The organism is Nonomuraea sp. NPDC048892 (assembly GCF_040649735.1).
Taxonomy (GTDB): Bacteria; Actinomycetota; Actinomycetes; order Streptosporangiales; family Streptosporangiaceae; genus Nonomuraea; species Nonomuraea maheshkhaliensis.
The window spans coordinates 39,557-60,372 of sequence record NZ_JBEZFZ010000012.1 but is presented as its reverse complement, the minus strand read 5'-3'; the positions used below and the strand labels follow the sequence as shown (position 1 = coordinate 60,372).

Genomic DNA, 20,816 nt, shown 5'->3' with positions numbered 1-20,816 from the left:
GTTGGGAAGGGTGAGGCGGCAGCGGGCAAGAAGGGATGTCGGCCTGATTCTGGAGCCCTGATTGAGACTTGCCCCTGACACGTTCGAAGCGGTCTTCGATGCCCATGACGAGGAGATCCGCCGCTACATCGCCCGCCGGATCCCCCTGGACATGGCGGAGGATCTGGCGGAGGATCTGGCGGCGGAGACCTTCCTCGTCGCCTTCCAGCGGCGCGAGGCGTTCGACGCCTCCCAAGGGGCCGTGCGCCCCATGGCTGTACGGCATCGCGACCAAGCTCATCGCCCGATACCGGCGGGCAGAGCTGCGCCACTACCGCGCGCTGCTCGCTGCCTACGGACACCTGAGCTATTCCGAGGTCGCGGCCGCGTTGGGGGTCGCCGAGGGGACGGTCGCGTCCCGGCTGAGCAGGGCGAGGACCAAGCTGCGCGACGCTCTGGGGGTGGAGGTGTGATGAGGGAGATCCAGTTCATCGACGAGGTGATGCCGGACGTGCCGGCCGCCTCACCCGCGCAACTGGCCGCCGCGCGGGCCCGCGTCTTCGGCGCGGCACACGAGACGAATGCGGCCACGGTGGAACGCGCGCGGCGGGCGGGCGGCCTCAGGCGCCAGGGCTCTGGTGGACATTGTGGACATAGTGGACATGCTGGACGTCGTCGACATGGCCTGATGGCGGTGCTGGCAGCGGCGGCGGTCGTCCTGGTGATCACGATCACGATGGTCGCGGTGCGAAAGCCGGGCGTGGAATCGGCGGTGTCTCCTGTCCAGGGGGTGCTCGGCGCGGCGGCCGACCGGCTCGCGGCCCAGCCGCCGGCCACGGGCGGCTACTGGCGGCTGGAAACCCAGGAGGTCATCCTGACCAAGGACGGCGCGAAGGGCTTCCCGGTTCAGGAACGGGGTAACAACGTGCTGGTCATCGGGCGCGACGGCCGCCGATACACCTGGTACGAAGCGGTGTCGGCCGCACCCTACGGCCCTGCGGCCGAACGCGCGTGGAAGAAGGCCGGTTCGCCCAAGCTCTGCCCGGCGCGAGGTTGCGACCCCAACGGACGCTTCTACGCCCGCCACCCGCTCGACCAGGCGCTCAAGCTTGCCGACGGCCTCACCCCGACACTCGGCGAACTTCTCGCCCTGCCCCGGGAAGCCACCGCACTGCGGGCTCGGCTGCTGGAGAGCTATCCCGCCGGCTCCGAGCTGAGCCGGGAACAATGGCTGGTGGGAGCCGGTGTCAAGCTGGTCGCGCAGACTCCGGCCACTCCCGGTACGCGGGCGGCGGGTTACCGGATGCTGGCCGCTCTGCCGGGTGCGGGCGTGATCGACGAGGCGGGTGACGTGCTCGGCCGTCAGGGACTGATCGTGCAGTTCCCGCCCGCGCGGGGCGATGTCGCGACCCAGTTGGTCATCGACAAGCAGAGCGGGCAGGCGCTGGCCGTCCAGCAAGTGGCTCCGCACCCGAGCCTTTCCGAGAAGACCGTGTGGCTGGCCACCATCATCAAAAGGCCGTACTGGACCGATGTTCGCCCCGTGGTGCCACCCGGCTGCCGCGCCGGATGCACCTACTGAAAGGGAGCCCCCTGTGGTGAACCGGATGTGTGACCAGCCGCTGGTCGTCTTGACCACGGCTGGGGAACCGGCGGCGCGTAGGGCCTGGGCGTCTCATCCAGCCTTCACCCGCCAAATCCCGAAATTTCGCGGCAAAACGGGACTTCAGGTCATCGATGGGTGGTGGTGCGGCGGAATTCCGGCCCGAAGGAGAGCCCGAGGACTCCGGCGGACCTGTACAACAGTGGCCATGGAGGAAGACGATGAGCGCCGGGTCCACGGCGAGGACCTCTCGGCCGTCGTTTCTGCGGTCCTGACCGGCTCCCGGCTGCTGGTCGCCGTCGCCGCACGATCGCTGGGCGCGGTCGAGGACCGCGTCACGCTGCCGCAGTTCCGCATGATGGTGGCGCTGGCCACCCACGGCGAGACCAAGCTGGTCACCATGGCGGACCTGCTGGGGGTCAACTCGTCCACGGCCATGCGCATGGCCGACCGGCTCATGGCCGCCGGGCTGATCGTACGGGAGGTCAACCCGCGCAACCGGCGCGAGAGCCTGATGCGGCTGACCGAGGAGGGGCGGCTCATCGTGGACCAGGTGATGGCCCACCGCAGCCGCGAGATCGGCTCCATCGTCGCCCGCATGTCGCCGGAGCAGCGGCGGGAGCTCGTCGCGGCGATGAACGCCTTCACCGAGGCGGGCGGCGAGCCTCCGGCGGACTCACCGCCGTACCCGCTGGGCTGGCCACCCGTCTGAGTCGCGGAACTCGGACGGGGCTCCGTCGTACCGTGACCTCGCGAACCGTGAACCTGAGGGCCGTCTCGCCCGACTGTGCTGGTTGACGGAAGGGACGGGATGACCGACGAGCTTCTGGTGGTGAACGCCCAGCTGGGCGAGCGGGCGGCGGTCGCCGAGCTGGTGCGGCGGTGGCGGATGCCCGTCTGGACGTACGCGCGCCGCATGCTGGACGCCGAGCGGGCCGACGACGTGTCGCAGGAGATCTGGCTGGCGGTCGTCCGTGGCCTGCCCAGGCTGCGCGACCCCGCCCGGTTCAGGCCGTGGCTGTTCACCATCGCCCGTCGCTCGGTCAACGACCGGCTGCGCGCGGAGTACGCCAGGGCCGAGGCGGCCCTGGGGCCGGAGGCGCCGGTCGCGGACGACCCGGCCGAGGCGCTGGTGGAGCGGGCCGAGGTCATGGCGGGGCTGGCCGGCCTGCCCGTGCTGGAGCGGGAGATCCTCGTCCTGTTCTACCTGGAGGACCTGACGGTGCAGGAATGCGCGCAGATCTGCGGCATTCCCGCCGGAACGGTCAAGTCCCGGCTCAACCGGGCGCGTCGCCTGTTGCGTGCACATCTGACGGAGAAGGGGTACCGGCCATGATGCAGGAGGAGCCGCGCCTTTCGGCGCAGGAGATGATCGAACGGCTTGAGTCGTCCCTGTCGAAGGGCCGGCGGATCCGTGCGGTGGCGGCGCTGCTGGCCGGCCTGGTGGGCGCGGTCTTCGTCGCCACCCTGTGGGCGACCGAGCCGGGGCCGCTGCCCGGTGGCACGCGTACGGCCTTCGCCGTACTGACCGGGGTTTGCCTCGCCTGGGCCGGCTACGGGGGATGGGTGCTCACGCGCAGGGCGCCGCTGTTCGCGACCGAGCGGGTGATCGCGGCCTGGATCGCGGTGGCCGCCTCGGTCACGGCGACCGCGCTCGTGACGACGATCGCCGTCACCCGGGGTACGGGACCGCTGCCGCCCCTGGCGGTCGGGGCGGTGTTCGTGGGGGCGTCGCTGACGCTGGCCTGGCGCGCCCACACCCGCCGCACCCACCTCCTCCACCTCAAGCGCACACTGGGCGGCTGACACCACCTGCGGTACGGGGCCGGTCAGGTGTCGATGGCGGGTTTGCCGGGGGACGGGCGTAGTGCGTGCAGGCCGGCCACTGCCAGCACCGTCATCGTGATGGTGGCCGCGCAGGCGATCGTGAAGCCGCCAGCGGCGCCGAACGTGTCCACGGCCCGCCCCGAGGCCGCCGCCGCGATGGCCGAGCCGGCCGCGCTCGCCGAGTTCAGCCAGGTGAACGCCTGCGTGAGCACGTAGCGGTGCACCGCCGCCTGGGTGAGTACGCCAGTGATCACCAGAATCGGCGGAATCGTCATCCCGGTCAGCGTCACCGCGACCCCCATCGCCGGGAACGAGTCCGTCACCGGCAACGACAGGCAGCAGACAGCCAGTACAGACGTCCCCACCGCCAGCTGCACGCGCGGCGCCACCCGCCATCGGCGCGTCCCGTACAGCCAGCCGGACAGCAGTTCGCCGCAGCTCGAAGCCGCGTAGAGCGGCGCGGCGGCGGCGGGGAAGCCGTGCTCGACCGCGAAGGCCGCCACCGAGACCTGCATGGCGCCGAAGAACACGCCGATGGCCAGGTTGACTCCGGCCAGCACGGCGAAACCGGGCCGCAGCAGGGAACGTCCTGCCTGGCGGCGTTCCGTGGCCTCGGAGGCGGGTGGCGGCGCGGTACGGCGCTGGGCGGCGAGCGCCAGCCCGCCGCCCACCACCAGAGCCGCCGCCAGCGCCGAGCCGAAGGCCGGATGCCCGCTCGCCCCCGCCACGCTGACCAGTACGGGACCGGCCAGGTAGGCGAATCCGTTGCCGAGCGACTCCAGCGCGAAGGCGGTGGGCAGCTCGGCGGATCGGCCGCCACCGAGCAGGGCCGCCCAGCGAGCCCCGGACAGCGCGCCGAGCTGCGGGACGCTCGCACCGGCCGCGACCCCGGCCGCCGTCAGCAGCCAGGCGGGGCTGCCGGACGCGACCAGGGTGAGCAGGACGGCCACCGCCGTGGCGTGGGCAAGCAGGGCCGGCGGCAGCACCCGGGCCTGGCCGAAGCGGTCGATGAGCCGGCCGAGCTGCGGCCCGGCCAGCGCCTCCGCGACGGCGAAGCCGCCGGTCACCAGGCCGGCCACGGCGTAGGAGCCGGTCCGGGAGTGGATCAGCCAGACCAGGCCGAGGCTGGTCATCGCGATGCCGACCCGGCCGGCGACGGCGGTCAGGAAGAAGGCGGCGGCACCAGGAGTGCGCAGAAGATGGCGATAGGTGGCCGGAAGCACGGCGCGTCCCTTTCGCCGCACAGCGGGACGGACCACCTGGGGTCGTCGGCGTCCTGATGTGCCGACCCGTGGTCAACGCCGGGAACCGTCCAGTATCGGTGTGGAACGGGGACGCGCGCCCCACACCGGCTCCGTCACCGAGCGGAATTCTCACGTTGATTGCTTGCGCCCCGAGCGTAGAGGCCGCCACCGCGCCACGTCCACGGCTTTCTCCGGTACGGCTGCCCGCGCGGGCTCGCGTACCCCGGTGTGGTCGCCCGCCCCGGCTCGCCTGAGGCGAATCCAGTCGGTGATGTGACGGACTACGGGTGGTGCCGGGACGGCGGGTGGTCAAAGGGACCTTCCTGGCGGAAGATGATCGCCACGCCCAGTGCGGCGCCGGCCGGGACGAACACCTCCCCGCCGGCGGTCCTGGCGACCGGGACGCCGTTGTCGAGCAGCAGCCGCTCGGCCGCGGCCACGTCGCGCACGGTGACCGCATACGCGACGAACGCCGGCAGCGCGACCGGACGCTCGCCGGGCAACACCTCATCCAACGCCGACGCGGCGACGACCGTGACCCCCGCCGGCTCGACGTCGGCCCGTCCGGGGGCCGCCCGGCGCCCGAAGTACGTGGCGTAGCGTCGTTCCACCTCGGACAACGCGGCGTCGTCCACGCACAGCACGCACTCGGCCAGCCCGGTCGCCCCGTTGGGATGCTCCACGTGTGCCAGGGACGAGCCCTCAGGCAGGTTCTCGGCGAACCCGATCCGGCCCTCCGGCACCCGTCCCGGCCCCAGATCCGGATCGGAGATCTCCAGGTAGCGCGCCGCCTCCATCGTGACCCCGGCCCCCGTCTCCACAGGCCGCTGGACGGCGTGCACGCCGCCATGGACCACACCACCGGCCGCCAACCGGGAAGCCACGCCGTCGAGGTCGGCAGTGTCGGCGATCATGATGTGCACCCCCTCGAACCGCTCGGCGAAGGCGGCGATGTTCGCCACGGCGACGCGGATCGCGGCCGCCAGCCCCGCCCGCCTTTCCTCCGGCACCTCCAGCGGGATCGCACGGGCGCCCGCCGGCAGGTGCGAGCCGTCCCCGATGACGGTCACCAGCTCGATGAAGTCGCCGGGAAAGTGCACGTGCGCGTTGGCCACCCCGAACGCCTCGGCGGCGCCGGGCAGCACGGGATGGACGGGCGCCGACACGGAGAATCCCAGCCGGCGATACAGCTCCATGGCCTCGTTGATGCTCCGCACGATGTGCCCGACATGGTGCAGGCCGTTGACGTCACCGCTCATGCCCGTTCTCCTTTCATGGGAGTTGACTTTCTTATGAGAGTACACTCCTATTTTCTGAACGGATGACGAGCTGTTGTAACGGATGTCCCGTGCAAGAGGGCTGAAAGTGGACGCCGATCCCTGGTAAGCGCCATGAAATCGATCCGGCGCACAGTGTGGTCACACCTCCCGAAAGGACCTCCCGGCCATGTCGATCTCCCGCACCCTCGCCGGCCTGACCGCCGCCGCGACCGCCGCCATCGCCACGCTCGCCGCCGTCGCCGCCGCCGCCCCCGCCGCCCAGGCCGCCCAGGCCGACGCGGGCTCCGCGTGGGGCCCGTACCACGCCCCCAGGCACACCGCGAAGACCTGGGGCACCCTGTCCGCCGTCGGCGAGGACCACGCCACCCTGCCGACCGCCCGCCAGATCAAGATCACCGGCAAGGTGTACGACAACACCCGCGGCAGCGCCTGCGGCTGGGCGGTCTTCCGCATCACCTACCGCAAGGGGAACAACCTGCCGTTCCGGCACCACAGCGTCATCGACTGCTCCTACCGCACGCCGAAGCACTTCTCCTTCAAGTACCGCAACGTGTACCAGGTCGAGCTGAAGGTCTGCTCCGAGTTCAAGACCGCCAAGCCGTCGCTGAACTGCCTGTACGCGGGCACCTGGAAGACCCTCTACCTGTCGAAGTGAGCCGCCGCCCGCCGGCGGTGGGGGAGCCGGCCGGGCGATGACCTGGCCGGCGTCCGTTCGATCCCCGCGGCCGAGCTCCGACCATAGACTGTCCGGTATGCGGCGATTGACCAGTACCGTAGTCGTGGTGGCGGGGGACGGAGCCGGGGACGTGGTCGCGGGCCTCGACGGACTGCACAACGTGCGGGCGATCCCGCGCGGCGAGCGCGGACCGGCCGAGGTGACGGAGCTCGCGGGACGGTCGGCGGCGACGTACGTGGTGCACGACGCCGACCCGCTGGCCGGAGTGGCCACGGCGTGGACGGGCTTCTTCGACGGCACCGAACCCGTCGGCGGGCTGGAAGTGGCCATCGAGGCCGCGCTGGCCGAACTGCGCGCCGACCGGCTGGTGCTGCCCGACTACTACCTCGTGCTCGATCCCGACGGCATGCCGGAGACGTGGCGGCACTGGTGGCTCGGGGTACTGGCGGGGGCCGCGCCCGTACGGGTGGTGCCGGTGCCCGCGTGGTCGTCGGCGGTGGCGCAGGAACTGGGCCGGCTGGTGGCCGGGCGGTGGTGGCCGGCGGACCTGGAGACGTGGCTACGCGGCCTGCCCCGGGTGCTGCCCGACCGCGCCGGCCTGCCGAGCGGAAGCGTCGGCACGATCGTGGCGTAGACGTCCTGGTGGCGGGGCAGATCGGGCGCGTGAAAAGGCAGTCGCCGCTACAGCGATTCGCCCAGTACGGCGACGATCCTGGCGATGTTCTCCTCGTCGCGCCGGTAGTGCGTCCACTTGCCCACCCGGGTCGAGCGGACCAGGCCGGCCCGCTCCAGCACGGCCAGATAGGCGGACACGGTCGACTGCGCGAGCCCTAGCTTGCCCTGGATATGGCTGACGCAGACACCGACCTCGTACGGATCCGCGATACCCTGCTCAACCGGGAAGTGCTTCTCCGGATCGCGCAACCACCGCAGCACCTGGAGCCGCACGGGGTTGGCCAGCGCCTTGAACACCTCAAGCAGCTGAGCGGAGTCCGGCGGAAGTGCGGTGTCGGTGGTCATGCCCTTCCAGACGAGTTCGGTGACGATTAAGGACGATTAAGACGGTTCGAGGATCGTCGATATGATATCGCCTGGACGGGGGAGCGTTGGGGCTCGGCGGTGACGCGACGGTGGCGCGACGGGCACGAAGGCCGCACCGCGCGACGAGCGAGCGAGACGCTTGAAGAGGACGACGACATGGCTGATCGAGGTAGAAGTGACGACGCCGCGCGGGTGGACGCCGCGGCCGTCGATGCCGCGGCCCGGCGGCTGGCGGGCATCGTGGCGACGACCCCGCTGGAGCGCAGCGCCCGGCTCTCCGAGCTGACCGGCGCCGACATCTGGCTCAAGCGCGAAGACCTGCAGACCGTCCGCTCGTACAAGGTGCGCGGCGCCTTCAACCTGATCGCCCAGCTGGACGACGCCGCGAGGCGGGCCGGCGTGGTGGCCGCGAGCGCCGGCAACCACGCCCAGGGCGTGGCCTACGCCTGCTCGGCGCTGGGCGTACGCGGCCGGGTCTACCTGCCCAGGACGACGCCACGGCAGAAGCGCGACCGCATCCGCGCGCTCGGCGGCGACATGATCGAGATCGTGCTGGGCGGCGAGACGTACGACGAGGCTTCGGCGGCGGCGGTCGCCGACGCAGAGGCCACCGGGGCGACGCTGGTGCCCGCGTTCGACGACCCGAGGACGATCGCCGGACAGGGCACGGTGATCCGCGAGGCCGTCAGCCAGCTCGGATCCGCGCCCGACGTGGTCGTGCTCCCGGTCGGCGGGGGCGGGCTGCTGGCCGGCTCCGTGGCCTGGCTGGGCGAGTGGCACCCGGAGACGAGGGTGGTCGGGGTCGAGCCCGCCGGAGCCGCCTGCGTCGCCGCGGGCATCGCGGCCGGCGAGCCGGTCACCCTCGACTCCATCGACACCTTCGTCGACGGCGCCGCCGTCAGCCGCGCCGGCGCCCTCACCCTTCCGCTCATCGCTGCCTCGAAGGCCGAGCTCGTCGCCGTGCCGGAAGGCCGCGTCTGCAGCGAGATGCTGGCGCTGTACCAGGTCGACGGGATCATCGCCGAGCCGGCCGGCGCACTCGCGCCCGCCTCGCTCAGCGCCCCGTCCACGGCCGCCATCCCCGAGGGCGCCACCGTCATCTGCGTGCTGTCCGGCGGCAACAACGACGTCAGCCGGTACGCCGAGGTCGTCGAACGCGCCCTGGTCCACGAGGAGCGCAAGCACTACTTCCTGGTCGAGTTCCCGCAGGAGCCTGGCGCGCTGCGCCGCTTCCTCGACGAGGTGCTCGGCCCCAACGACGACATCACCCTGTTCGAGTACGTCAAGCGCAACAACCGCGAGACCGGCCCCGCGCTGGTCGGCATCGAGCTGTCGAGCCCCGCCGACCTGCCGGCCCTGCTGAAGCGGATGGAGGCCGCCCCTCCGCGCATCGAGCAGATCGACCCGTCGAGCCCGCTCTTCCGCTTTGTGATGTGACGGGCGCTTGGTGATGTGACAGGAACGAACCCCGCCCGCAGCGGCTGACGGGCGGGGCGCGTTCCGGCGCGGCTGATGACCCGGGGCCCGGCTCGCGGGCCCCGGACCGGTCAGACCTTGTTCCTGCGTGACAGCCAGGTGAGCAGCCAGAGCACCACGCCGATCGCCAGCAGCACGCCCGCGATCTGGTATTGGCCGACCGGACGCCCCGACGACCAGGGCAGCACCAGGTAGAGGCAGGTGATCGTGCCCAGCACGGGCAGGACGCGGCCGGCCTTGAAGTGTTCGGCCCCGGTGTCCTCCCTGCGCAGGACGAGCACCGACACGTTGACGAACGCGAACACCGCGAGCAGCAGCAGCGACGTCGTGCCGCCCAGCAGCGACACCACCGGGCTCTCCGGGTCGAGCGACAGGAACGTGATGAGGCCCATGGCGAGGAGCGTGGTGAACACGATCGCCGCGTGCGGCGTGCGGCGCACGGCGTTCACCTTCGCCAGGAACGGCGGCAGCACGCCCCGCTTGCCCATCCCGTACAGGAGCCGGCTGGCCATCAGCATGTTGATCAGCGCGGAGTTGGCGACGGCGAACATCGAGATGAACGGCAGCAGGTCGGCGATCGGCACGCCGGGGGTGGCCGTCTGCACCACCGTCACCAGCGGCGTCTCGCTCTCGGCGAGCACACCGACGGGGACGACCGCGACGGCGCAGATGGACACCAGCACGTAGATCACGCCGGTGATGCCGAGCCCGGTGAACATCATCCGCGGGAAGATCCGGGACGGCTCCTTGGTCTCCTCGGCCATGTTGACGGAGTCCTCGAACCCGACCATGGCGAAGAACGCCAGCGACGTCGCCGCACTGACGGCCAGGAACACGCTCTTGTCCGAGGGAGTCTCGAAGGCGACCACACGGGAGAAGTCGGCCTGCCCGCCGAGGATGAAGAACATGCTGAGCACGATGACCAGCAGCAGACCCGACAGCTCGATCGCGGTGAGCACCACGTTGACCTTGACGCTCTCGCCGACGCCGCGCAGGTTGACCGCCAGCACCAGCAGCATGAACGCCAGGGCGATCAGCAGGATGACCGTGTTGCCTACCTCCAGGCCGAAGCCGGTGACGAGGTTGGCGGCGAAGGCCCGCGAGGCGGCGGAGGCGGAGGTGATGCCCGAGCACATCACCGCGAAGCACACCAGGAACGTCAGCACGTGTTTGCCGAACGCCTTATGCACATACAGGGCCGCGCCGGCCGCCTCCGGATATTTCGTCACCAGTTCGAGGTAGGAGCACGCGGTGATCAGGGCGACGACGAAGGCGATGGCGAAGGGCAGCCAGGCGGCGCCGCCCACTTCGCCGGCCACCTGGCCGGTCAGGGCGTAGATGCCGGTGCCGAGAATGTCGCCGACGATGAACAGCAGCAGCAGGCCGGGGCCCATCACCCGCTTCAGCGCGGGCTGGCCGTCGTTTCCCGCCTCGGCGGGAGTGGGTGGACTGGTCTGAGCCATGGGGGGTTGTTCCTTGTCTGCGTCAGCCCGCAGGCTGAAGGGATAGGGGCCACGTCCCGCGCATCGGGCGCCGGTCAGGTGCGCAGCGGGCGCCAGACCGGCCGGATGATCTCGACCTTCACTCTGACACCTTACGATCCTGCGCAGTCATCTGTGAACAGGGCGTCACGCACCGCTGCGTGTCTCCAGGGACGAGCTGGACGGGCGGCCCCCGAGGGGTTGACGCGAGGGCGGCTTCGCAAGTTAATGTCAACATGAAGTCAAGCGACTCGATGCGCATCGGAGAGCTCGCGGAACGGTTCGGCCTGGCGCCGCACGTGCTGCGCCACTGGGAGTCGATGGGTCTGCTGACCCCGGCCACCAGAGTGAACGGCCGCCGCCGCTACACCCACGACCACGTCATCCGCGTCATGACGATCATCCGGGCCAAGGCGGGCGGCCTGAGCCTGGAGCAGATCCGCGGCGTGCTCGACGCCGCCGGCCGCGCCGAGCGCCGGGCGCTGCTGCGGCGCCAGCACGAGGAGCTGGGCCGGCGCCTGGAGGAGATCGCCGCGTCCAAGCGGCTGATCGAGCACCTCATGGAGTGCGGCGCCGACGACTTCACCCAGTGCCCCGACTACCGGCGCATGGTGGAGAGCGCGGCCTGGCCGCGGAATCTGCAGGACGAGGCGTGCGTGATCGACCCCGGTCAGGCCGGCGACCGTACGCCCGGGGCGCAGGAGGTGGCCGGGCAGCGCTGAGGTCCGTCCGCCGCAGGGGAGGCGGCCGGCCGGGTCTCGCTGCGGCTCATGTCCGGAGATATGGTGCGTCGATGGAGGAGTTGGAGCGTCTTTTCCGCACGGCCGCCGATCACGCGGCCGGATACCGGCGGTCGCTGGCGGAGCGGCCGGTCGGGGTGCCGGTCGACCAGGAGGCCCTGGCCAAGGCGTTCGCCGGTCCGCTGCCGTCCGGCCCCACGCCGCCGGAGCGGGTGCTGGCCGGCCTGATCGCCGCCGCCGAGCCCGGCCTGGTCGCCGGCGCGGGGCCGCGGTACTTCGGGTTCGTGGTCGGCGGCGCGCTGCCGGCGGCGACCGGGGCCGACATCCTCGCCGCCGGCTGGGACCAGATCGCGACCAACGCCGTCACCTCCCCGGCGGCCATCGCCGCCGAGACCGCCGCGGGCGGCTGGCTGAAGGAGCTGCTGGGCATCCCGCGGGAGGCGTCGGCGGGATTCGTCACCGGCTGCCAGGCGGCCAACACGGTCGGGCTCGCCGCCGCCCGCCACCAGGTGCTGGCCGACGCGGGCTGGGACGTGGAACGGCGGGGGCTGGCCGGCGCGCCGCCCGTCCGGGTGATCGCCGGAGCGGAGCGGCACGCCACCATCGACAGGTCGCTGCGGCTGCTCGGCTTCGGCACGGACGTCGTGGAGCCGGTGCCGGCCGGGCCGGACGGCGCCATCGACGTCGGGGCGCTGCGCGAGGTGCTGCGCGCCGGAGCCGCAGGGCCGACCGTCGTCTGCCTCCAGGCGGGCAACGTCAACACCGGCGCCTGCGACCGGCTCCGCGAGGCGTGCGAGCTCGTGCACCGGCACGGCGGCTGGGCGCACGTGGACGGCGCGTTCGGCCTGTGGGCCGCGGCCAGCCCCGCGACCAGGCACCTGGTGGACGGGCTGGAACTGGCCGACTCCTGGGCCTGCGACGGGCACAAGTGGCTGAACCTGCCCTACGACTCGGCGTTCGCGTTCTGCGCCAGGCCCGGCGCGCACGCGGCGGCGATGTCCCTCACCGCCGCGTACCTGGTCGGCTCGGGTGGCGTCCCGGCGGGAGCGGATCTGACCGCCGAGTCCTCGCGCCGCGCCCGCGGGTTCGCGGTGTGGGCGGGGCTGCGGGAGCTGGGCCGCGACGGGGTCGCCGCGCTGGTCGACCGCTGCTGCGCGCTGGCTCGCAGGTTCGCCGGCGGGCTGTCCGCCGCGGGGTTCGAGGTGGCGAACGAGGTGGTGCTCAACCAGGTGCTGGTCCGCTTCGGCGACGACGCGCGCACCGACCGTACGGTGGCCGCCGTGCAGGCGGACGGCACCTGCTGGGCGGGCGGCACGACCTGGCGGGGGCGGCGGTACATGCGCGTCTCGGTCTCGAACGCGACCACGACCGAGGCGGACGTCGACCGCTCGATCGCCGCGATCACCCGCCTGGCCTCCTGACGCTGCCAGAGTTCCGGCTGTTTGATACGGGCCGTCCGTTTCGTGTTGCTCCGGTGGGTAGATGCCGTCCAAACGCGTCATCTCACGAAATGGGGGACACCATGGCTCGCGGTTCTAGCAAGAAGCGGGAACGCCAGTACGAGCACGTCAAGGACAGTGCCAAGAAACGCGGCGAGAGCGGCAAACGGGCCAAGGAGATCGCCGCCCGTACGGTGAACAAGGAACGAGCCAGGGCGGGCGAGTCGCGTACCGCCAGCAAGACCTCCACCGCGGACATGTCGTCGAGCCGCAGGGGCGGGCTGCGCTCGCACACCGGGGCGGCCGGCCGGACCAGGGACCAGCTCTACGCCGAGGCCAAGCGGCGCGACATCAAGGGCCGCTCGAAGATGAGCAAGTCGCAGCTGGAGAAAGCCCTCGGATGATCCGGGGCGCCCAACCCCCCACAACGCGGCCGGCGCCGCGACACCGGGTGTCACGGCGGCGGGCGTGCCGGACGACGTCGCGGCGCTCCTCGATGCTCCCCAATGCTCCCCGGTGCCGTGAGTCACCGGCGCACGTCCCTCCGTGACGGCTTTCGCGCGTGGCTCACCGCGGGACGAGACCGCGAAAACGGCGGAGGGGTGCTGTCCGGGCTCACGTCACCGGGAAGTCACCGGAAGAACATCTAGCCCTTGGTCCAGATCGACGCGATGACGCCGTCCTCGGCGCTCAGGATCTGCGGACTGTAGCCGAGCAGCTTCATCTGGGCCGACTTGATGGTGTAAGTCGTCTTCGACAGGTTCAGGTACTCCTTGATGCCGCTCACGCTGCCCTTGCCCCACACGGTGGTGTAGAGGTTGCCGGGCTCGACGGCCATGAGGACGGGGCGCAGACCCTGCCTCGTCTTGGTCAGCAGTTCCTTGCCGCGCTCCGTGACGGTCTGGCCGAGGGTCACCTGGAGGGTGCCCGTGGCGGCGCCGGCGATCCAGACGGCCGCGTAGAGGGGCCGCTCCACCGTGCCGTACACGTCCAGCGACGCCAGGCTGTAGCCGGCGGTGGCGAGCTCCTGGTTGACCTTGGTGAAGGTCTCCTTGGTCAGGCTCACCTGGGACTTGACAAGCTGCGTGGTCTTCTCGAAGACCCCGGCGAAGACCGCGCCGGCGCCGGTGCCCGTGCCGCTGATCAGCTTGGGCTGGTAGCCGGCCGCCAACTGCTCCTGGATGCGCTTGGTCAGCTCGGTGCCCTTGATGCCCTGCAGCACGTTGACCTTGCGACCGGGGTCCTTGGTCCAGAGGGTCGTGTACAGCGGGTTGGCCGCGTTGGTCACGTTCAAGGACGTCGGGACGTAGCCCTTGCCCAGCAGGTCCTTGACCCGCTGCACCAGCTTGGAGCCGGTGAGCGCGTCGAGGGAGAGCCATTCCAGCGGCTGGGCCTGGACGGTCGTGGCGGTCGCGGCGGGCTGAGCGGCCATCGCCGGGGTGGCGAGGGCCAGCAAAGGCGCAGTGGCGGTCGCCACGGCCGCGGTGAGGACGGTTACCTTCTTCGCGTTCCGCATGTTCCTCCTAGGGAAGTAAAGGTTGCCCCAAATGGGGACAAGGAGGGACCATAACAGAGCATGAGGACATGGCAACCAATCGTTACCGCGATCGTGACATGTCTGTGTCAAAACTCCTGACATTTCGGGAAGTTTCGGAGATATGTGAGGGTATGTCGCGAGGGGTGCTCATGTTCCGGCGTCGGCCAAGTGGTTAAGTTAGGCTTACCTAATTACTGCGACATCACCGCGAGACGGGGAGTCCCCATGGCGAAGGAATCGGCACGGCGCACGCCCACCTGCACCACCGGCGTGGTCCGGCGGACCGAGCGGCTCAGCCCGCACCTGATCAGGGTGGTGCTCGGCGGCGACGGGCTCGCCGGGTTCACCGCGGGAGAGTTCACCGACCACTACGTCAAGCTGCTGTTCCCCGTGCCGGGGGTGACCTATCCGGAGCCGTTCGACCTGGGCGCGATCCGGGAGGAGCTGCCCCGCGAGCACTGGCCCGTCATGCGGACCTACACCGTGCGCGGCTGGGACCCCCTGACGCGGGAGCTGACCATCGACTTCGTCTGCCACGGGGACAAGGGCCTGGCTGGGCCCTGGGCGATGCGGGCGGCGCCCGGCGACGTGCTGCGCTTCCTCGGCCCCGGCGGGGCCTACGCGCCGAGCGCCGAGGCGGACTGGCACCTGCTCGCCGGCGACGAGAGCGCGTTGCCCGCCATCGGGGTCGCGCTGGAACGGCTGCCGGCCGGCGCGCCCGCCAAGGTCTTCATCGAGGTGGAGAACGCGGCCGAGGAGCAGGAGCTGCCGTCCGCCGGTGACACCGAGATCGTCTGGTTGCACCGTTCCGGCGGGCAGGTGGGCCGGGCGCTGGTGGACGCGGTACGCGCGGCGGAGTTCCCCGTTGGCACGGTGCACGCGTTCGTCCACGGCGAGGCGACCTTCGTCAAGGAGCTGCGCCGGTACCTGCGGGTGGAGCGGGGCGTGCCGCTGGAGCAGCTGTCGATCTCCGGCTACTGGCGGCTCGGCCGCGACGAGGACGGGTGGCAGTCCTCGAAGGGGGAGTGGAACCGGCAGGTCGAGGACGAGGAGGCACAGGCGATGAGCGGCTCGGCCGCCTGACGCGCCCGCACGACGCGCGCCACGATCGGGCCGTGGCCGCCCGGCGATCTCTCATCGGCCGGACGGAAAGGCAACGCCGAGCGCGGTACTTCGTGAGGTCACCCGCCTGACCGGGCCGGAGATAACGGACTCCAACCCATTTCGGCGCTCTCCGCCGTGGCCCAGGACACCATGAGGGGGTTCTGGCCACCACGTGGAGTCGATGCGACATGGCTGAGGAGAACGGAGAGCGGAGCCGGCCGTCGCGGCGCGCGTTCCTGGGCGCCGCCGCGACCGGCGGGGCGGGGCTGGCGGCCGGCGCGGCGGGCGCGACCCTGCTGACGGGCCCATGGACGGGCCCGCCGGCAGGCCCGGCGGCGGGCGGTCAGGCCGCCGCCGGTGCCTGGGGCGGGCGAGCACCCGCCGGGGGAGCGGGCAACGGGCGGGTCCCGAGAGGATCGTTCCGAGGGGAGCACCAGCCCGGCGTCCTCACCGGACCGGCGCTCGCCTGCCTGGTGGCCGCGTTCCACTGCCGCGACCGCGACCGGCAGGTGCTGGCGGGAACGTTACGAAGGCTGTCGGACGAGATGGACGCCCTCATGGCCGGGCGCGCCCCGGCCCCCAACGCCGCCACGCTGCCCCCGTCCGACAGTTCGCTCCTGCTCGGCCAGGGCGACCAGCCGGCGCTGGTGACGCTCAGCGTCGGCGCCTCGCTCTTCGACGGCAGGTACGGCCTGGCCGACCGCCGCCCCGCCGAGCTGCGACCGATGGGCGTGCTGGCCAACGACCGGCTCGACCCGGCGCGCACCCACGGCGACCTGCTGGTGCTGGTGCAGGGCGATCACCCCGACGTGTGCCTGCACGCATTGCGCCGCCTGACGATGGCGGCCGGCGACAGCCTCAGGCTCGCCTGGTCCCAGGACGGCTTCGCCCGCCCCGACCCGGTCGCCACGGCGGGCGCGACGGACAACCGCAACCTGCTCGGCTTCAAGGACGGCACCGGCAACCCCGACGCCGGGAACGCGGCGCTGATGGACCGGGCGGTCTGGGTCGGGGCCGGCGACGGCGAGCCCGCCTGGGCCCTCGGCGGCACGTACGTGGCCGTCCGCCTGATCAGGATGTTCGTCGAACGCTGGGACCGCACCTCGCTGGCCGCGCAGGAACGCGTGATGGGCCGCCGCAAGGACTCGGGCGCGCCCCTGGACGGTTCCAAGGAGACGGACCTGCCGCGCTACGCCGACGACCCCCGGGGCGAGCGCATTCCGCTGAACGCGCACATCAGGCTGGCCAACCCGCGCACGGCGGGCCCGGAGAAGGCGATGCTGCGCAGGGGCTTCAACTACTCGCGCGGGCTCGACGCCGACGGCCTGCTCGACCAGGGCCTGGTCTTCGTCAGCTACCAGCGCAGGCTGGTCAACTTCCTTCAGGCCCAGGAACGGCTGCGGGGCGAGCCGATGGAGGCGTTCACCCGGCCGGAGGGCGGGGGCTTCTTCTACGCGCTGCCCGGCGCCCGTGACGGCTACCTGGGCCAAGGGCTCGTGGACGACCAATAGGGCGAGGAGGAACGATCCATGAAAGGCCTGTCGAGGCGTGGATTATTGGGCGGCGCCGCGGCCGCCGCAGGCGCGGCGGCGGTGGACAAAGCCGCAGAAACCAGAGCTTCCGTACGGGACAGAGGCCCGGTGGCCGCCCCCGCGACGGTGTACCCGAACGACCCCCGCTACCAGGAACTGACCGTCGGCTACAACCAGCGCTGGGTCGGCCGGCCCGACTACGTCCGCGTGGTCAGCTCCACCGAGCAGGTGGTGGCGGCGGTCCAGGAGGCGGTGGACACGGGCCGGCGCGTCTCGGTGGTCTCCGGCGGCCACTGCCTGGCCCCGTTCGTCTTCAACGACGAGGTCAAGGTGGTCATCGACCTCGCCGGGCTGAACGACGTCTACTTCGACACCCGGCGCGGCGCGTTCGCCGTCGAGGGCGGCGCCCGGCTGTCGAACGTCTACGAGACCCTCTACAAGAAGTGGGGCGTGACCATACCCGGCGGCATGTGCCCGACGGTCGGCATCGGCGGGCACGCCACCGGCGGCGGCTACGGCTTCCTGTCCCGGCAGTTCGGGGCCGTGATCGACCATCTGGCGGCGGTCGAGGTGGTGGTCGTGGACCGCTCGCGCACCGCCCGCGCGATCGTGGCCACCAGGGACCCGGACGACCCGCACCACGCCCTGTGGTGGGCGTGCGCGGGCGGTGGCGGCGGCAACTTCGGCGTCGTCACGAAGTTCTGGTTCCGCACGCCGGGCCGCACCGGCGCCGACCCTGGCGGGCTGCTCGTCAACCCGCCGAAGGACGTGCTGCTCAGTGCCGTCGGCATCCCGTGGAGCATGCTGGACCGGACCAAGTTCACCGCCCTGGTCACGAACTGGGGCGCCTGGTACGAATCCGCCGCCGCCCCGAATTCGCCGGCCAAGGCACTGTCCGGGGTGGCGTCCCTGGCACACCGCTCGGCCCAGAACGTCTTCCTGCTCACCCAGGTCGACGCGGCGGCCCCCGGCGCCGAGGCGCTGCTCAGCGGCTACCTCGCGGCGCTGACCAGCGGGCTCGGCGTGGACGCGGTGGTGGCGGCGCAGCCGGCGCAGAAGCTGCCCTGGCTGCACGCGGTCAGGCTGATCGCGGCCAGCATCCCGTCGTTCATCAACCCGACGCTGCGCGGGTCGTCGAAGTCGGCGTACCTGCGCAAGTCGTACATGCCGGTCCAGGCGGGCGCGATGTACGACGCGCTCACCCGCACCGACTTCGCCAACCCGGCGGGGGCGGTGACGCTGGCCGGGTTCAGCGGCGGCGCGATCAACGCCGTGCCGTCCACGCGGACGGCGCTCGCCCACCGCGACGCCGCGTTCTGGACCCTGTTCGAGACGCAGTGGCAGGACCCGGCCGCCGACGCGGCCAACATCGGCTGGCTGCGCGACCTGTACGGCGCGGTCTGGTCGGCCACCGGCGGCTATCCGGTGCCCGGCGAGCAGGCCGACGGCTGCTACATCAACAACCCCGACCCGGACATCACCGACCCGGCGTTCAACCGCTCGGGGGTGCCCTGGCAGACCCTCTACTACAAGGACAACTACCCCCGGCTGCAGCGGGTCAAGGCGGCCTACGACCCGCGCGGCGTCTTCAGGCACGCGCAGTCGATCACTGCGGCCGAGTGACGGAGGAAGACATCGTGATCCACCAACTCATCTTCGCTGCCCCCAAGCCGGGAATGACGGAACACGAGTTCCAGCAGTACTGGCTGAACGTGCACGCCGTCGAGTACGCCTCCAAGATCCCCCAGATCAGGAAATACCTCATCGACACCCGGATCCCGTTCTGGCCGGGCGAGGGCGAGCCGCTGTGGAGCGGCGTCGCGGAGATCTGGCTGCGTGACGAGCGCGAGCAGCTCGAATCGCTGCAGACGCCCGAGTTCCTGCAGGGCGCGCGCATGGACGAGCCGCGCTGGGCGGCCTTCTGGCGCACGGTCGTGCTCGACACCGACGCCCACGAGGTGGTCGCAGGACCCGAGCTCGCGAGCGCGACAGGCGTGAAGCTGATCGTGCTGGTCAAGCGGAAGGAAGGCGTGCCGCTGGCGGAGTTCAGGAGCCGCAGCCTGGGCGCGCACGCCGACCTGGTCAAGCGGGTGCCCGGCCTGCGCCGCTACCTGCAGTGCCACGTCAGGGACGGCGCGTACGGCATCGGCGAGGCCGTGCTGGACGCCGCCTACCTGCTCTCCTTCGACAGCCGCGACGACCTGGCCGCGGCGCTCGCCTCGGCCGAGTTCGCCAAGGCCGAGGCCGACATGGAGTCGTTCGTCGAACCGCGTTACGTGCATCGGCTCGTCACCACCGAGCACTGGATCATCGGGCCGGAGAGCCGCTGATGTCCGGCCCAGAAAACAGCCCGGACAACGGCTACGACTACGTCGTGGCGGGCGCCGGCGCGGCGGGCGCGATCGTCGCGGCTCGGCTCGTCGAGCGCACGCAGGCCCGCGTGCTCCTGCTGGAGGCGGGGGGCGGCGCGGACGTCCCCGCGATGCGCCAGACCGGCATTCCGGGCATGACCTCCCTGTGGGGCGACCCGGACGTCACCTGGCCGTACCTCACGGTTCCGCAGCAGGGGCTGGACGGGCGCTCGGTGCCGCTGCCGCAGGGCAAGGCCCTCGGCGGCGGCACCAGCGTCAATGCCATGCTGTACGTACGGGGCAACCGCCGCGACTACGACCACTGGGCCGCGCTCGGCAACGACGGCTGGTCGTACGAGCAGGTGCTGCCCTGCTTCAAACGGGCCGAGGACCACGAGCACGGCCAGGACGCCTACCACGGCACCGGCGGCCCGATGAAGGTCGCCCGCCTGTCGCGGATGTCGGAGGTGTCGCGCGCCTTCATCAGGGGCGCCCGCGAGCTCGGCTACCCCGGCGGCGAGGACTGGGACTACAACGGCGCGGCCCAGGAGGGCGCGTTCGCCTACCAGTCCACCAGGACGAAGGACGAGGAACGGTCGAGCACCGCCTACGGCTACCTCGACCCGCTCAGGGGCCATCCGCGGCTGACCGTCGAGACCGGCGCCGTGGCCACCCGCGTGCTGCTGGACGGCACGAGAGCCACGGGCGTGGAGTACGTGCGCGACGGCGTGACGCACCGGGCCGAGGCGGCTGCCGAGGTGATCGTCTCCTGCGGCGCGCTGGCCACGCCCAAGCTGCTCATGCTGTCCGGCATCGGTGCCGCCGCCGACCTCGGCCGCCACGGGCTCGCCACCGCCGTGGACCTGCCGGGCGTCGGCGCGAATCTGCACGACCACCTCATCCTCGGCGTCGCCTACACCTGCCGCACCGAGCTGCCGCCGCCCGAGCTGCTGGCGGAGGCCGGCCTGTTCCCGCCGGACGACGCGGCCCTGCAACTGCTGTTCGGCCCCGTGCAGTTCGTCGAGGACTCCTACCGCGTGGACGGGCCCGTCTTCACCTTCGCGCCCGTGCTCGCCCAGCCGCGCAGCAGGGGCACGCTCACCCTGCGCTCGGCCGACCCCGGCGACCCGCCCCTCGTGGATCCCGGCTACCTGCGCGACCAGGAGGACCTCAGGGCGCTGGTCCGCGGGATCGAGCTGTCCAGGGAGCTGGCGCACACCGAGGCGATGTCCGCCTTCCGCGAGCGCGAGAGCGCGCCGGGACACGGCGCGGACCTGCGCGCCTACGTCCGCGCGACGGCGAGCACGGTGTGGCACCCGGTGGGCACCTGCCGCATGGGCCGCGACCCGATGGCCGTGGTCGACCCCGAGCTGCGCGTGCACGGCGCCGAGCGGCTGCGGATCGCCGACGCCTCCGTCATGCCGACCATCCCCGCAGGCAACACCGCCGCAGCCACGATGATGATCGGCGAGCGCGCGGCCGACCTGCTCACCTAAGGAGCCGACC

General features: G+C 71.7%; 21 protein-coding genes. 16 read left to right on the top strand and 5 right to left on the bottom strand.

Features of this window, described 5'->3' with window-relative positions; genetic code table 11:
* The first annotated feature begins 98 nt into the window (after positions 1–98).
* The 5 genes from AB0C28_RS33130 to AB0C28_RS33110 all read left to right on the top strand — a co-directional run bounded on the left by AB0C28_RS33130 (position 99) and on the right by AB0C28_RS33110 (position 3,388).
* Positions 99–452 (top strand): sigma factor-like helix-turn-helix DNA-binding protein, encoded by a 354-nt coding sequence (locus tag AB0C28_RS33130; protein WP_358079932.1) that lies wholly within the window; start codon positions 99–101, stop codon positions 450–452.
* Complete coding sequence (locus tag AB0C28_RS33125) at positions 452–1,561, top strand: hypothetical protein (RefSeq protein WP_358079931.1); 1,110 nt, start codon at positions 452–454, stop codon at positions 1,559–1,561. The genes AB0C28_RS33130 and AB0C28_RS33125 overlap by 1 nt, the downstream gene beginning before the upstream one ends.
* 229 nt (positions 1,562–1,790) lie before the next feature.
* Positions 1,791–2,294 carry a MarR family transcriptional regulator gene (locus AB0C28_RS33120; RefSeq protein WP_357853660.1) on the top strand — a complete coding sequence of 168 codons (504 nt, stop codon included), beginning with the start codon at positions 1,791–1,793 and terminating at the stop codon, positions 2,292–2,294.
* Between the two features lie 99 nt (positions 2,295–2,393).
* Positions 2,394–2,918 (top strand): sigma-70 family RNA polymerase sigma factor, encoded by a 525-nt coding sequence (locus AB0C28_RS33115; RefSeq protein WP_357853657.1) that lies wholly within the window; start codon positions 2,394–2,396, stop codon positions 2,916–2,918.
* The gene (locus AB0C28_RS33110) at positions 2,915–3,388 is read left to right on the top strand and encodes a hypothetical protein (protein WP_357853654.1); all 474 of its coding nucleotides are present in this window, start codon (positions 2,915–2,917) and stop codon (positions 3,386–3,388) included. Before AB0C28_RS33115 ends, AB0C28_RS33110 begins: the two co-directional genes overlap by 4 nt.
* Positions 3,389–3,411: 23 nt before the next feature.
* Here the strand turns inward: AB0C28_RS33110 and AB0C28_RS33105 are convergent, their stop codons facing one another.
* The gene (locus AB0C28_RS33105; protein WP_358079930.1) at positions 3,412–4,632 is read right to left on the bottom strand and encodes an MFS transporter; all 1,221 of its coding nucleotides are present in this window, start codon (positions 4,630–4,632) and stop codon (positions 3,412–3,414) included.
* A gap of 302 nt (positions 4,633–4,934) precedes the next feature.
* Positions 4,935–5,912, bottom strand: a complete 978-nt coding sequence (locus AB0C28_RS33100; protein ID WP_358079929.1) for a VOC family protein — start codon at positions 5,910–5,912, stop codon at positions 4,935–4,937.
* Between the two features lie 187 nt (positions 5,913–6,099).
* Between AB0C28_RS33100 and AB0C28_RS33095 the strand changes: the two genes are divergently transcribed.
* Both AB0C28_RS33095 and AB0C28_RS33090 read left to right on the top strand, forming a co-directional pair.
* Positions 6,100–6,588 (top strand): hypothetical protein, encoded by a 489-nt coding sequence (locus AB0C28_RS33095; RefSeq protein ID WP_358079928.1) that lies wholly within the window; start codon positions 6,100–6,102, stop codon positions 6,586–6,588.
* Positions 6,589–6,685: 97 nt separating this feature from the next.
* Positions 6,686–7,243, top strand: coding sequence for a hypothetical protein (locus AB0C28_RS33090; protein WP_358079927.1), 558 nt, complete (start codon positions 6,686–6,688; stop codon positions 7,241–7,243).
* Positions 7,244–7,290: 47 nt separating this feature from the next.
* Here the strand turns inward: AB0C28_RS33090 and AB0C28_RS33085 are convergent, their stop codons facing one another.
* Positions 7,291–7,629 (bottom strand): metalloregulator ArsR/SmtB family transcription factor, encoded by a 339-nt coding sequence (locus AB0C28_RS33085; RefSeq protein WP_357853640.1) that lies wholly within the window; start codon positions 7,627–7,629, stop codon positions 7,291–7,293.
* 177 nt (positions 7,630–7,806) lie between these two features.
* Here AB0C28_RS33085 and ilvA point away from each other — a divergent pair, with 177 nt between their 5' ends.
* The gene (ilvA, locus tag AB0C28_RS33080) at positions 7,807–9,087 is read left to right on the top strand and encodes a threonine ammonia-lyase IlvA (protein WP_358079926.1); all 1,281 of its coding nucleotides are present in this window, start codon (positions 7,807–7,809) and stop codon (positions 9,085–9,087) included.
* A 110-nt stretch (positions 9,088–9,197) separates the two neighbouring features.
* Here ilvA and AB0C28_RS33075 read toward each other — a convergent pair whose 3' ends face one another.
* On the bottom strand, positions 9,198–10,589 hold the full coding sequence (locus AB0C28_RS33075; protein WP_357853635.1) for an APC family permease: 1,392 nt from the start codon (positions 10,587–10,589) through the stop codon (positions 9,198–9,200).
* 254 nt (positions 10,590–10,843) lie between these two features.
* Here AB0C28_RS33075 and AB0C28_RS33070 point away from each other — a divergent pair, with 254 nt between their 5' ends.
* From AB0C28_RS33070 to AB0C28_RS33060, 3 genes are all read left to right on the top strand, one after another.
* Positions 10,844–11,329: a MerR family transcriptional regulator gene (locus AB0C28_RS33070; protein WP_358079925.1), complete on the top strand. Its 486-nt coding sequence runs from the start codon at positions 10,844–10,846 to the stop codon at positions 11,327–11,329.
* Between the two features lie 71 nt (positions 11,330–11,400).
* Positions 11,401–12,768, top strand: a complete 1,368-nt coding sequence (locus AB0C28_RS33065) for a pyridoxal-dependent decarboxylase (protein WP_358079924.1) — start codon at positions 11,401–11,403, stop codon at positions 12,766–12,768.
* Between the two features lie 101 nt (positions 12,769–12,869).
* Entirely contained in the window at positions 12,870–13,190 is a 321-nt protein-coding gene (locus AB0C28_RS33060) for a plasmid stabilization protein (protein WP_357853626.1), read from the top strand.
* 242 nt (positions 13,191–13,432) lie between these two features.
* Here the strand turns inward: AB0C28_RS33060 and AB0C28_RS33055 are convergent, their stop codons facing one another.
* Positions 13,433–14,302 (bottom strand): hypothetical protein, encoded by an 870-nt coding sequence (locus AB0C28_RS33055; protein WP_358079923.1) that lies wholly within the window; start codon positions 14,300–14,302, stop codon positions 13,433–13,435.
* Positions 14,303–14,548: 246 nt separating this feature from the next.
* Here AB0C28_RS33055 and AB0C28_RS33050 point away from each other — a divergent pair, with 246 nt between their 5' ends.
* The 5 genes from AB0C28_RS33050 to AB0C28_RS33030 all read left to right on the top strand — a co-directional run bounded on the left by AB0C28_RS33050 (position 14,549) and on the right by AB0C28_RS33030 (position 20,806).
* Entirely contained in the window at positions 14,549–15,406 is an 858-nt protein-coding gene (locus AB0C28_RS33050; protein WP_358079922.1) for a siderophore-interacting protein, read from the top strand.
* 209 nt (positions 15,407–15,615) lie between these two features.
* Positions 15,616–16,938 (top strand): Dyp-type peroxidase, encoded by a 1,323-nt coding sequence (locus AB0C28_RS33045; RefSeq protein ID WP_357853617.1) that lies wholly within the window; start codon positions 15,616–15,618, stop codon positions 16,936–16,938.
* Between the two features lie 18 nt (positions 16,939–16,956).
* The gene (locus AB0C28_RS33040) at positions 16,957–18,582 is read left to right on the top strand and encodes an FAD-binding protein (RefSeq protein ID WP_357853615.1); all 1,626 of its coding nucleotides are present in this window, start codon (positions 16,957–16,959) and stop codon (positions 18,580–18,582) included.
* A gap of 14 nt (positions 18,583–18,596) precedes the next feature.
* Positions 18,597–19,289, top strand: a complete 693-nt coding sequence (locus tag AB0C28_RS33035) for an EthD domain-containing protein (RefSeq protein ID WP_358079921.1) — start codon at positions 18,597–18,599, stop codon at positions 19,287–19,289.
* Complete coding sequence (locus AB0C28_RS33030) at positions 19,289–20,806, top strand: GMC family oxidoreductase N-terminal domain-containing protein (RefSeq protein WP_358079920.1); 1,518 nt, start codon at positions 19,289–19,291, stop codon at positions 20,804–20,806. Before AB0C28_RS33035 ends, AB0C28_RS33030 begins: the two co-directional genes overlap by 1 nt.
* The last annotated feature ends 10 nt before the right edge of the window (positions 20,807–20,816 follow it).

Bases quoted from the DNA above. Each gene is read 5' to 3' on its own strand.
- AB0C28_RS33130 (WP_358079932.1), top strand. From the start codon at position 99: ATGCCCATGACGAGGAGATCCGCCGCTACATCGCCCGCCGGATCCCCC.
- AB0C28_RS33125 (WP_358079931.1), top strand. From the start codon at position 452: ATGAGGGAGATCCAGTTCATCGACGAGGTGATGCCGGACGTGCCGGCC.
- AB0C28_RS33120 (WP_357853660.1), top strand. From the start codon at position 1,791: ATGGAGGAAGACGATGAGCGCCGGGTCCACGGCGAGGACCTCTCGGCC.
- AB0C28_RS33115 (WP_357853657.1), top strand. From the start codon at position 2,394: ATGACCGACGAGCTTCTGGTGGTGAACGCCCAGCTGGGCGAGCGGGCG.
- AB0C28_RS33110 (WP_357853654.1), top strand. From the start codon at position 2,915: ATGATGCAGGAGGAGCCGCGCCTTTCGGCGCAGGAGATGATCGAACGG.
- AB0C28_RS33100 (WP_358079929.1), bottom strand. From the start codon at position 5,912: ATGAGCGGTGACGTCAACGGCCTGCACCATGTCGGGCACATCGTGCGG.
- AB0C28_RS33095 (WP_358079928.1), top strand. From the start codon at position 6,100: ATGTCGATCTCCCGCACCCTCGCCGGCCTGACCGCCGCCGCGACCGCC.
- AB0C28_RS33090 (WP_358079927.1), top strand. From the start codon at position 6,686: ATGCGGCGATTGACCAGTACCGTAGTCGTGGTGGCGGGGGACGGAGCC.
- AB0C28_RS33085 (WP_357853640.1), bottom strand. From the start codon at position 7,629: ATGACCACCGACACCGCACTTCCGCCGGACTCCGCTCAGCTGCTTGAG.
- ilvA (WP_358079926.1), top strand. From the start codon at position 7,807: ATGGCTGATCGAGGTAGAAGTGACGACGCCGCGCGGGTGGACGCCGCG.
- AB0C28_RS33075 (WP_357853635.1), bottom strand. From the start codon at position 10,589: ATGGCTCAGACCAGTCCACCCACTCCCGCCGAGGCGGGAAACGACGGC.
- AB0C28_RS33070 (WP_358079925.1), top strand. From the start codon at position 10,844: ATGAAGTCAAGCGACTCGATGCGCATCGGAGAGCTCGCGGAACGGTTC.
- AB0C28_RS33065 (WP_358079924.1), top strand. From the start codon at position 11,401: ATGGAGGAGTTGGAGCGTCTTTTCCGCACGGCCGCCGATCACGCGGCC.
- AB0C28_RS33060 (WP_357853626.1), top strand. From the start codon at position 12,870: ATGGCTCGCGGTTCTAGCAAGAAGCGGGAACGCCAGTACGAGCACGTC.
- AB0C28_RS33055 (WP_358079923.1), bottom strand. From the start codon at position 14,302: ATGCGGAACGCGAAGAAGGTAACCGTCCTCACCGCGGCCGTGGCGACC.
- AB0C28_RS33050 (WP_358079922.1), top strand. From the start codon at position 14,549: ATGGCGAAGGAATCGGCACGGCGCACGCCCACCTGCACCACCGGCGTG.
- AB0C28_RS33045 (WP_357853617.1), top strand. From the start codon at position 15,616: ATGGCTGAGGAGAACGGAGAGCGGAGCCGGCCGTCGCGGCGCGCGTTC.
- AB0C28_RS33040 (WP_357853615.1), top strand. From the start codon at position 16,957: ATGAAAGGCCTGTCGAGGCGTGGATTATTGGGCGGCGCCGCGGCCGCC.
- AB0C28_RS33030 (WP_358079920.1), top strand. From the start codon at position 19,289: ATGTCCGGCCCAGAAAACAGCCCGGACAACGGCTACGACTACGTCGTG.